Origin of the sequence: Leptotrichia sp. oral taxon 223 (assembly GCF_013394795.1) — a bacterium.
Lineage (GTDB): Bacteria > Fusobacteriota > Fusobacteriia > Fusobacteriales > Leptotrichiaceae > Leptotrichia.
In genome coordinates this window covers 348,970-360,850 of sequence record NZ_JABXYU010000004.1, presented here as the reverse complement: position 1 = coordinate 360,850, position 11,881 = coordinate 348,970, and the positions used below count along the sequence as shown (strand labels likewise).

The 11,881-nt window shown below is 29.5% G+C and carries 9 protein-coding genes and 1 pseudogene; 8 read left to right on the top strand and 2 right to left on the bottom strand.

Going from position 1 to position 11,881, the window contains the following annotated elements:
- Window positions 1-17 precede the first annotated feature (17 nt).
- Complete coding sequence (locus HW275_RS11980) at window positions 18-1,334, bottom strand: sensor histidine kinase KdpD (RefSeq protein WP_178936774.1); 1,317 nt, start codon at window positions 1,332-1,334, stop codon at window positions 18-20.
- Window positions 1,331-1,978, bottom strand: coding sequence for a response regulator transcription factor (locus tag HW275_RS11975; RefSeq protein WP_178936773.1), 648 nt, complete (start codon window positions 1,976-1,978; stop codon window positions 1,331-1,333). Before HW275_RS11975 ends, HW275_RS11980 begins: the two co-directional genes overlap by 4 nt.
- A gap of 370 nt (window positions 1,979-2,348) precedes the next feature.
- Between HW275_RS11975 and HW275_RS11970 the strand changes: the two genes are divergently transcribed.
- The 8 genes and pseudogenes from HW275_RS11970 (at window position 2,349) to HW275_RS11935 (ending at window position 11,833) form a co-directional block, all read left to right on the top strand.
- Window positions 2,349-3,038 carry a phosphatase PAP2 family protein gene (locus HW275_RS11970; protein ID WP_370464357.1) on the top strand — a complete coding sequence of 230 codons (690 nt, stop codon included), beginning with the start codon at window positions 2,349-2,351 and terminating at the stop codon, window positions 3,036-3,038.
- A gap of 223 nt (window positions 3,039-3,261) precedes the next feature.
- Entirely contained in the window at window positions 3,262-5,043 is a 1,782-nt protein-coding gene (locus HW275_RS11965) for a nucleotide sugar dehydrogenase (RefSeq protein ID WP_178936772.1), read from the top strand.
- Entirely contained in the window at window positions 5,043-5,576 is a 534-nt protein-coding gene (locus HW275_RS11960; RefSeq protein WP_178936771.1) for a phosphatase PAP2 family protein, read from the top strand. The genes HW275_RS11965 and HW275_RS11960 overlap by 1 nt, the downstream gene beginning before the upstream one ends.
- 438 nt (window positions 5,577-6,014) lie before the next feature.
- The gene (gene tnpA, locus HW275_RS11955; RefSeq protein ID WP_178936770.1) at window positions 6,015-6,413 is read left to right on the top strand and encodes an IS200/IS605 family transposase; all 399 of its coding nucleotides are present in this window, start codon (window positions 6,015-6,017) and stop codon (window positions 6,411-6,413) included.
- Window positions 6,414-6,416: 3 nt separating this feature from the next.
- Window positions 6,417-7,030: pseudogene (locus HW275_RS11950) on the top strand (helix-turn-helix domain-containing protein).
- 311 nt (window positions 7,031-7,341) lie between these two features.
- Complete coding sequence (locus HW275_RS11945; protein WP_178936769.1) at window positions 7,342-9,321, top strand: aconitate hydratase; 1,980 nt, start codon at window positions 7,342-7,344, stop codon at window positions 9,319-9,321.
- A gap of 170 nt (window positions 9,322-9,491) precedes the next feature.
- Complete coding sequence (locus tag HW275_RS11940; protein WP_178936768.1) at window positions 9,492-10,493, top strand: isocitrate/isopropylmalate dehydrogenase family protein; 1,002 nt, start codon at window positions 9,492-9,494, stop codon at window positions 10,491-10,493.
- Between the two features lie 8 nt (window positions 10,494-10,501).
- The gene (locus HW275_RS11935) at window positions 10,502-11,833 is read left to right on the top strand and encodes a citrate/2-methylcitrate synthase (RefSeq protein ID WP_178936767.1); all 1,332 of its coding nucleotides are present in this window, start codon (window positions 10,502-10,504) and stop codon (window positions 11,831-11,833) included.
- Window positions 11,834-11,881: the final 48 nt, after the last annotated feature.

Here is an 11,881-nt window from a genome sequence, read left to right as displayed (position 1 = left end):
TTGAGTTTTTTCCTTATTTATTCATTTTCATAATCCATTTTTTTAAACAACATTCTTACATCAACTCCATCTTTTCTATTTTCCAGATAAATTTCCCCATCATTTAACAAAATTATGTCTTTTATAATTGAAAGTCCAAGTCCTACTCCTTTTTTAGCATTTTTGCCTTGAAAATTACGGTTAAACAGTTTTTTCTTCTCTTCCTCAGGAATCCCTTCTCCATAATTTCTTACGATAATTTCAACCATTTCATCTTCTTTGGCAATTAATTCAATATTTCCAATAGAATATTTTATACTATTGTCTATTAATCCACGTAAAACTTCTGAAATTAGGTTTTTATCAGCAAAAATATTTATTTTCTCGTCCACTTTTACTATAATTTTTCTTTCAATATTTAAAAGCTCGTAATCTTTTTTTATTTTTTCAAAAAGAGAATTTACATTGATAATTTCTTTTTTTATTGTTATCTTTTCAAGATTCGAACTTAAAAATAATGTATTTATTATTCTTTCAATATTTTTTACCTCAAGATTCAAATTTTCAATGGCTTCATTTAATAAATCTTTGTCATTTTTCCCCCATTCTAATATATCTAAATAACCTTTCATTATAGCAAGAGGCGTCTTTAATTCATGTGACACATCGGAAGAAAATGTTTTTTGACTTTCTATAATCTCCTCTTTTTTCTTAAAAGTTTCATTTAAAACATCAATTAATTCTCCAATTTCATCATCCCTTGTTTTGGTCAATTGTGCGTCAATATTATGATTATTTATTTCCTTACTTTGAAAAATTATATTTGACAACGGATTTAATACATACTCTGCTACAATTTTTGAAATTATAATAATCGAAATTGTGATTAAAACAAACATTACAAGCATAACATACAAGATTTCATGTGCTTCCATAAATTTAAAATTTCTTATTGCATAATATTTTGTATTATTCACAGTGTAAATTCTTTTGTAGACAAATCTGTCCCATTTTGTTTCAAGTTTATTCACTTCAATTTTCTTAAAATCCGAACGATTTTCGTCATCTGTCAAATAAATGAAATCCCCATTTTTTTCAACCGCAAGAGAAATGTATTGTTTATCGGCATAATCGTAGTTTTTGTAAGTCTGTTTCAATTTATCAATCGGAACATTATTTAATTTTTCAATGGCAGATAAGACAAGTTTATCCATTTCTTTAGTTTCAGCTTCAACAGCTTTATGAATTAAAAATATGGTCATTCCCAAGATAATTATAAACGAGATAAAAACTAGACTTACCGTATTTGCAAAAATTATTTTGTCTTTTATCTTTTTTAATCTTATTTTTTTCATATTTTTAAAATATACCCAATTCCTCTCACAGTCTTAATTTTTTCTTTTCCCAATTTTTGCCTAATTTTTTTTATTGTGCTGTCAAGAAGATTGTCGCTTGCATCCCAACCCCATATTTTTTCAACGATTTTATCCCGTGAAACAATTTCCTCTTTATGTTCAATCAGTAGCTTAACTAATTCAAATTCCGTCTTTGTCAATAAGATAGGTCTATCCTCCAAATAGACAGAATAATTTTCTGTATTTAATTTTAAAGTTTTGTAGATAATCTGAGACACTTTCTCCTTTCTAATATTTATATCAATTCTTGCATCAAGCTCCAAAAAATCAAAAGGTTTTGTAACATAATCGCTCGCTCCTGATTTTAATAATTCAACTTTTTCTTCCGTATTATTTTTCGCAGAAACAACAATTATAGGGACTTTCGATATTTTTCTAACATTTTTGCAGACATCATTCCCTTCCATCGAAGGAAGTCCCAAATCCAAAAGCATCAAATCATAAAAGTCCCTTTTTCTGTCAATTTCATTTAATGCGTCAATTCCATTTTCGATTATCGTTATTTCATGATTTTTGTGTTCAAGCTGTAATTTTAAAATACGTGATATTTTTTTATCATCTTCAACAATCAGTATTTTTCCCATTTTTATTTTCTCTTTTTCCTTCCTAAAAATTTATTCAGATTAAATTCATTTTTAAATTTATTTTTTGTGGTATTATTAATTATCAAAAATATTATATCTCAATTTTGTAAAAATAAAAAGATATAAATTTAAATAACCTAAAAATTTTTTTATTAACAATTCCAACTATTAAAATAGGAGCTTTTTAGAAGTTCCTTTTTTTTGTTTAATAAAAAATTTATTCAGATTAAATTCATTTTTAAATTTATTTTTTATGATATTATTAATTATCAAAAATATTATACCTTAATTTTAAGTAAATAGAAAGATATAATTTTATATTTAATTTTTGATAATTCAATAATTTTTTAAACTAAAATAAAAAAATGAGGTGATACCATTGCAACTAAAAAATAGTATTTTTTTTATTGACAGGTTCTTTTTTAAACATTTATCGTTTCTTTCAAGTTCTAGTATTTTTTATCATTCAGAAAATATTAAAAAATTTTTCCATTTTATTACTAAATTTGGAGAAGGGTATTTTGAATTATTATTGATAATTGTACTGTTCTCGTTTTTTTTATTCAATAAAAAGAAATATCAGCACTTGAAAAAATATATTTTAGCAATAATTTTTACTTTACTTTCCACTCAAATTACGGTGAATGTAATGAAAGTATTATTCGCAAGAGCAAGGCCATCGATAACTATAAATCCTGATAAATTTTATGGAATTATGACTTTGATTAAAAATAGTTCATTTTGGAAAGGAAATTATGTGTCTTTTCCATCAGGACATACAATTACTATTTGGGGAACAATTTGGATTTTATCTTTTGTTATAAAAAACAAAACTATCAAAATACCATTATTCATCTTAGGAATTTTAGTAGGAATGAGCCGTGTCTATTTAGTGCGACATTGGACTACTGATGTTGTTGCAAGTGTTATTTTTTCATATTTTCTCGCAAAATTTGTACATAAAAAGATATTTGGAAATAAAAAAAGGATTGCAAAACCAAGTTTTGTTCCATATTATAGAAAACTCAATATTGGAATTTTTAAAAGGAGTGTTTCCTAATTAAAATACTTTTTGCTAACTTTTCAAAAAAAAAGAATTGTTTAGAAAATAAATTTTTTGAACAGTTCTTTTTTATTTATTTTTTAAATTTATCCCCAATATTTATTCAGTTTAAATTCATTTTTTAAATATATTTTCGTGCTATATTTATTTTATAGTAGAAATAAAAATGTAAACTTTTTTAGGAAATAAAATTAAAAATTAAATTATAGGAGGATCTTTTATGAACGTAACGATAATCGGAACAGGATACATCGGTTTAGTTCAAGGTGTTGTAATGTCGAATTTAGGATTTGATGTTGGCTGTATTGATAATGATGAAGTAAAAATTGAAACGTTAAAACAGGGAAAATCGCCTATTTATGAGCCAGGATTGGAAGAAACTTTAAAAAAGTCATTGAAAAACGGAAAAATTAAATTTACTTTGGATTATAATTCTGGGATAAAAAATGCTGATGTGATATTTCTTGCAGTAGGAACGCCACCTTTGGCTGATGGAAGTTCAAATTTGAATTATATTACGGCTGCAAGTAAAAATTTAGCTCAATTTCTTTCAAAAGATAGCCTTATTATTACAAAATCAACTGTTCCTATGGGAACAAACAAAAAAATCAAAAAAATTATTTTAGATGAATTGAAAAAAAGAAATATGGATAATCTTAATATATCAGTTATTTCAAATCCAGAATTTTTGCGGGAAGGAAAAGCTGTTTATGACTTTTTAAATCCTGATAGGATTGTTGTGGGAATTGATGAAAATGATAATAAAGAAAAAATAAAAAAAGAAATTTATAAAATTTATGAATACTTTTTAAAAAAACAAATTCCAATAATTTTTACAAATCTTGAAACGGCAGAATTGTCGAAATATTCTTCAAATGCGTTTTTGTCTGTAAAAATATCGTTTATTAATGAAATGGCGATGCTTTCTGAAAAGACAGGAGCGAATATTGAAGATGTTTCAAAAATTATGGGATTTGACCACAGAATTGGAAATGAATTTTTGAATGCAGGACTTGGTTTTGGAGGTTCCTGTTTTCCAAAAGACACTCTTGCAATACTAAATATTGGGAAAAATAATGACTGTGAGATGAGTATTGTAAATTCTGCTGTGAAATTTAATGATGATTTGAAAGATATTTTGATAAAAAAGATAAAAAATAAACTTGGAAACACAAAAGATAAGACAATTTCAATCTTGGGACTGTCATTTAAGCCAGAAACTGACGATATAAGGGAATCCCCTGCAATAAAAATAATAAAAAAAGTGAGTTTATTATTATTTTTAAAAGCTGGAGTGCGACCATCTTTTGAAAAACCGTTGGATTACGAAGAAACAAATATAAAAGGAACTTTAAATTTATTGGAATTATGTAAAAAATTTAAAATTAACAATTTTGTCTGTGCTTCTTCATCTTCAGTTTACGGAGATACACCAAAACTTCCTTTTTCAGAAAGCGATGACATAAAAAAACCTTTATCGCCTTATGCTCTAACTAAAAAAACTTGCGAAGAAATGGCGTATCTATATTACAAAAATTACGGTATAAAAGTCATAATGCTCAGATTTTTTACAGTTTATGGAGCAGGACAGCGGCCAGATTTAGCCATTCATAAATTTGCAAAAAAATTGAAATACAATGAAAAAATATCAATTTATGGAGATGGCAAGACAGGACGGGACTATACTTATATTGATGATATAATCGCAGGAATCATAGCTTCAATAAAATTTATAAACAAAAAAAATGAATGTTACGAAATCTTCAATCTCGGAAACAACAGAGTGATAACTCTTATGGAAATGGTAAAAATAATGGAAAAAATTTCAGGCTACAAAGCCGATTTAGAATTTTGCGACTTTCAAAAAGGAGATATGCCGATGACATACGCTGATATTTCCAAAGCCAAAAAACTTCTTGGCTACAGTCCAAAAACAGATTTTGAAGATGGAATAGAAAAATTTTTTGAATGGTTTGAAAAAAAAGAAAGTGGTGAAATTTAATGAATATATTGCAAAATTTTGATTTATCAGTAATTGAAGCACTGTACCACATCCATGAACCGATTTTGGACAAAATTATGATTTTTTTTACAGATTTAGGAAATACAATCTGGGTAGTAATAACCATATGGCTTTTAATAAATAAAAAAACAAGAAAAACAGGTTTAAAAGCGGCGGCAGCACTTATTATATTTCTTCTGATAGTTAATGTTAGTTTAAAACCTTTCTTTCATAAAACAAGACCTTTTAAATATTTAAAAGACATAGTTTTATTAATCCCGGAACCAAGTAGTTTTTCGTTTCCATCGGCACATACAGCATCAGCTTTTACAATGGTTTATATTTTTTATAAAGATATTAAAAAATATTTTCCTGGCGTATTAATTCTAGCTATTTTAATATCACTTTCAAGATTGTATCTAAGCGTACATTTTCCCACTGATGTAATGGCAGGAATTGGGATAGGATTATTTTCAGGATTTTTAGGAAATAGTTTAATTAATAATTTTGAATTTAAAGGAGAAAAGCAATGAAAAAAATAATAATTTTATTAATATCTGTTTTACTTTTGATTTCTCAATGTACAAGTTATCAAAATAATGATGATTTTTGTTCGATAGTGATTCCGACTTGTGAGATTAATAAATAAAATATTCAGTTTAAAAAATATTTTTATTTTTGCAAAATATATTTTGTTCAAGTTAATGATAATATGATTGGTAACAGTAAAAAATACAACAAAAAAAATGATTAATTAAGTTTTACATGGAAGGGCTATTTAATATATAGTCTTTTTTTGTTTATCTTTTTCTTGAAATTTTATTAAATAATATTTTTTAACAGAAGATAGCAATAAGTCTCCGGCTTCTACAAGCAGGAGATGAATTGTCTTTTTTTATAAAAAAATTGAAAAAAGGATACACTTATGATATAATTCATTCAGTGAAATAATACAAAAGTAGGTAATAATAATGTCATATAATAGTAATTATCATTCAGTATTTGATATAAATTATCATATAATTTTTTGTATAAAATATCGAAGAGAAGTCATTAATGATGAAATTTCTAATAGATTGAAAGAGATTTTTGAAAAAATATGTCCAAAGTATAACATTGTTCTTAAAGAATGGGAACATGATGTTGATCATATTCATATGTTGATTAATGCTATGCCTAATACTGAACTTTCTAAGTTCGTAAATACTTACAAAAGTGCTTCTAGCAGACTGATAAAAAAAGAATTTCCTGAAATAAGGAGAAGATTGTGGAAAAAATATTTTTGGAGTAGAAGTTATTTAGTTGTAAGTGTCGGAGGTGCACCATTAGAGATAATTAAAAAATATATTCAAAATCAAAAGGAGGTGTAATTTATGAAATATAATTTAGCATTCAAATACAGGATTTATCCAAATAAAGAGCAGGAATTATTGATAAACAAGACTTTTGGATGTGTTCGTTTTGTTTATAATACGATTTTGTATACTGCTAATAAAATTTATGAAGAAATTGGAAAAAATAAAATAATTACATCTGCTAATTTGAAAAGTGAAAATCAATTTTTAAAAGAAGTAGACAGCTTGGCACTTGCAAATGCTCAATTAAATGTAAAACGATCGTTTATGAATTTTTTTCAGAAGAGAGCGAAGTTTCCAAAGTTCAAATCTAAAAAGAATAGTGTTAAAAGTTACACAACAAATTGTGTGAATAATTCGATACGAATTGAAGAAAACAAATATTTGGTTTTGCCGAAATTGAAAAAAGTCAAATTGAAATATCATAGAGAATGTTTTCAGGGAAACAATTTTTGAAGATAGATAAGTGGTTTCCGTCATCGAAAACTTGTAGTAAATGTGGAAACGTTAAAGAGGAGCTGAAATTATCAGAAAGAAGTTATAAATGTGAGTGCTGTGGAATTGAAATTGACAGAGATTACAATGCGGCATTGAATATAAGAGACGTTGGAAAAGCGATGTTGAAATATTAGGGAAATAAAAGGAAGCAGGGTAGGAACTGCCCGAAGAGCTTGGTAAATATATTTGGCTAGTCTACGCAGATACTTCCCAAGAAGCTCCCGCTTCTAAAAGCGGAAGTAGTTCTGGTATTCAAATGAAAAAAATTTGGATAAAAAAATGATTTTAAATGTATAATAAAATTGTATTTATTGAGTTATTTATAATTATTTACAATATATATGCAATTATATAAAAAATATATGTTATATATCGTTGACACATTTAATGATTTAGTATTATAATAATAGTATGATTGAAATAGTTATGTTAGGAGGACAACAATATGTCTATGAGTAAAAATTTGAACTCTAATAATATGAGTTTAACGTATAAGATTTTGGCTAAAAATCTTTTGAAGGGTGAATTGAAGGCAGGAAATGAAATTGCTGTCAGGGTTCATCAGACACTTACACAGGATTCTACGGGAACGATGGCTTATTTACAATTAAATGCGATGAATGTTGATAAAGTTGCAACTGAGATTTCGGTAGCCTATGTTGATCACAATATGCTGCAGTCCAGCTTTGAGAATGCAGATGATCATGAATTTATTAAAACTTCAGCTAAAAAGCACAACATTGTTTTTTCAAAACCGGGAAATGGAATTTGCCACAGATTGCATTTGGAAAGATTTGGAAAGCCGGGAAAAATACTGATTGGATCGGATAGTCACACTCCAACTGGAGGAGGGCTTGGAATGCTTGCAATTGGAGCTGGAGGGCTTGACGTTGCGATTGGAATGGCACGGGGGCTATATTATTTGAAAGTGCCGAAAGTTTATAATATTGAGCTAAAAGGGAAATTACAGCCTTGGGTGTCGGCTAAAGACATTATTTTGTACATTTTGAAACAGCTTACAGTAAAAGGCGGAGTCGGATACGTAATGGAATATACTGGAGATGGAATTAAATCGCTATCAGTTGAAGACAGGGCGACAATTACCAATATGGGAGCTGAATTAGGGGCTACAACGTCAATTTTTCCAAGTGATGAGAAAACAAGGATTTTTTTGGAAAAACAGTCACGTGGAGAAGATTTTACAGAATTACTGCCTGATGAGAATGCGTTTTATGATGATAAGCTAGTTGTTAATTTGGATGAATTGGTGCCACTTGCGGCTTTTCCTCATAGTCCTGACAATGTGCATGAAATTTCAAAGGATAAAAAACTAAAAGTCGATCAGATTGCGATTGGTTCATGTACAAATTCATCGTATTCAGATTTTATGAAACTTGCAGCAATTTTAGACGGGAAAAAAGTTCATCCAGATGTGAGCCTTGTATTATCGCCAGGTTCAAGCAATATTATGAAAATGATTTCAGAAAATGGTGCATTGGCAAAATTTATAGCAGCTGGAGCAAGATTGTTAGAAGCCGCTTGCGGACCTTGTATTGGAATGGGACAGGCACCAAAAACGGATGGAATTTCACTTAGAACATTTAACAGAAACTTTAAGGGAAGATGTGGGACAATGAGTGCCGGAGTTTATCTAGTGAGTACAGAAACAGCGGCTGCGTCAGCAATTACAGGATATTTGACAGATCCTAGGGAATTGGGGGCAGAAATCATTGTAGAAGAGCCTGAAAAATTTGAAATATCAGATAACTATTTTATTTTCCCAAATCCAAATGAAGAGGAAGCAAAAAAGGAAAGAGAAGCAGTAAAAATCGTAATGGGGCCTAACATTAAGCCATTTCCGATTGGGGAAGAGCTGCAGGATAGCATTACACGAAAAGTTATCTTAAAGACAGGAGATAATATTACAACAGACGATATTTGCCCATCAAATGCTGCATTATTGCCATTCCGTTCAAATATTCCAAAATTGTCTGAACATTGTTTTGAAACAATAATTCCAGATTTTAAGGAAAGAGCTGAAAAAAATAATGGCGGAATAATTGTCGGAGGAGAAAATTATGGGCAAGGTTCAAGCCGTGAACATGCTGCATTGTTACCGCTTTATCTTGGTATAAAGGCAGTTATCGCAAAATCATTTGCAAGAATCCACAAGGCAAATTTGATAAACAGCGGAATTATACCATTGGAATTTGAGAACGTGGAAGATTACGATAAAATTGACGAATACGACGAATTACAGTTGTCAGACATCCCAAATTCATTGATAAATGGAAGATTTATTGTAAAAAATATTACTAAAAATACTGAATTTCCTGCAAAATTCAATGGTTCAGAAAGAGAGCTTAAAATATTAAAATTTGGCGGATACTTAAAATTTGCGACAAGTGATGAGTTTTTAAGTTAATATTTCAAAATAATTAAAATATAATTTTTTTTTAAATAAACAAAAAACATAATAAAAATAGTTATTGAACAAAATAATCTAATACTAAATTCTATTGGAAAATAGAACATTCATTGTTTAAATGAGGTTTAATATTGTATAAAATTTGGAAAAAGAAAGAGTGGTTTATTATGAAGAAAGTGACATTAATTCCAGGGGATGGAATTGGATATGAAATATCGGAAAGTTTAGTGGAAATTTTTAAGGCTGCGAAAGTTCCAGTGGAATTTGAAACTGAAAATGCAGGGACAGATGTTTATGAGAAAACTGGAGAATTGATTCCTGATAGCCTTTACGAAAGTGTTGAAAAAAATAAAATCGCTATAAAAGGACCAATTACGACACCAATTGGGAAAGGGTTTAGAAGCATAAATGTGTATCTTAGAAAAAAATATGATTTATATACGAATTTTCGGCCATCAAGAAATTTGCCAGGAATTAAGACTCGGTATGAAAATATTGATTTGGCAATTTTTAGGGAAAATACGGAAGGGATTTATATTGGTGAGGAAAAGTATGAAAATGATGACAAGACAAGTGCGGTTGCTATAAAAAGAATTACGAAGAAAGGCAGCGAACGGATTGTCAGAAGTGCTTTTGAATATGCAAAAAATAATAAAATTTCCAAAGTTACAGTCGTGCATAAGGCAAATATACTGAAATTTACAGATGGAATGTTTTTGGAAACTGCAAGGGAAGTTGCAAGGGATTATGAAGGAATTGAGCTGGAAGAGCTTATTGTTGACAATATGTGTATGCAGCTTGTTACAAATCCGGAAAGATTTAAAGTAATTGTTACGATGAATTTATATGGAGATATTTTATCGGATTTGGTTGCTGGACTTGTAGGAGGGCTTGGGGTTGCTCCAGGGGCAAATATTGGAGATGATATTGCCATTTTTGAAGCTGTACATGGCTCTGCGCCTGATATTGCAGGGCAAAATAAGGCAAACCCGCTTGCGCTGCTACTCTCATCACTAGAAATGCTAAAATATTTAAAGCTGAATGATTTTGCAGAAAATATAGAAAATGCTATTTTAAAGACACTGGAAGAAGGATGTAAAACAAAAGATTTGGGTGGAAATGCTACAACGACTGAATTTACAAAAAAAATTATTGAAAATTTAGGATAGGAGGCATTATGAAAAGTGATTTTATAAATGAACTCGGTGTTTTATTTAATCAGAATAATTCAATTTCAGACGATATTTATAATAAGCTTGATGTGAAAAGAGGGCTTAGGAATAAAAATGGGACAGGAGTCCTGGTTGGATTGACTAAAATTGGTGCAGTTTTAGGGTATTCAGTAAATAAAAGAGGGAAAAAGATTCCAGAGGAAGGAAAACTTTATTATCGGGGAATTCCGATTGATAGGCTTGTTGAGCAGTTTGAGGAGGAAAAGACATTTTGCTTTGAAAAAACGATGTTTTTGCTGCTTTTTGGAAAAGTTCCGTCTAATTTTGAATTAAAGATGTTTGTAAGTACATTGAAGGAATATAGGCACTTGCCAGATGAGTTTATAGAGGATTTTATTTTGCGAAAGCCGAGTACGGATATAATGAATCAGCTTCAAAGAGCAGTTTTGTGCCTTTATACATTGGATGAAAATCCAGATGACGTGAGTCTGTCAAATTTGATTGACCAGTCCTTAAATTTAATTGCAAAATTTCCAAGTTTACTGGTGTACTGTTATCAGGCTTGCAATTACAAGCATTTTAACAAAAGTTTGATAATTCATAATCCAGTGGAGGAATACAGTATTGCTGAAAATATTCTTCATATGCTTAGAAGCGACAGCCAATTCACAAAACTGGAATCTGAGATACTAGATTTAATTTTAGTTATACACGCAGAACACGGTGGAGGAAATAACTCAACATTCACTTCTCACGTAATTTCTTCCACAAGGACAGACACATATTCCTCAATTTCCGCTTCAATCGGTTCGTTAAAGGGGCCTATGCATGGCGGAGCAAATTCAATGGTTGCGAAAATGATGGAAAATCTGAAAAAAAATACAAATCCCTATGATGAAGTCAAACTAAAGGAATATTTGAAGCTGATGTTTGAGAAAAAAGTATTTGACAAGACAGGACGGATTTACGGGATGGGCCACGCAGTTTATACAATTTCGGATCCGCGTGCTGAAATTTTGAAAAAAAAGGCTTATGAGTTGGCAAAAGAAAAAAATGCGCTTGAAGAATTTGAACTTTTTTCAAATGTTGAAAAATTTACGAAGGAAATCGGGAAAGAGCTGAAGGGTGAAAATTTTGAAATTTGTGCAAATGTTGACTTGTATTCGGGATTTGTGTATAGACTTTTGAATATTCCGCAAAATATATTTACGCCGTTATTTGCATTGTCGAGAATAGCGAGCTGGAATGCGCACAGGATGGAGCAGATTCTCGTTGACAAGAAATTAATCCGTCCAGCATACAAGGCGATTGATGAAGATGGAAATATATTTTTATAATTTTTTTAGGACAGGGAGAAAATTTTATTCTCCTTGTTTTTATATGCT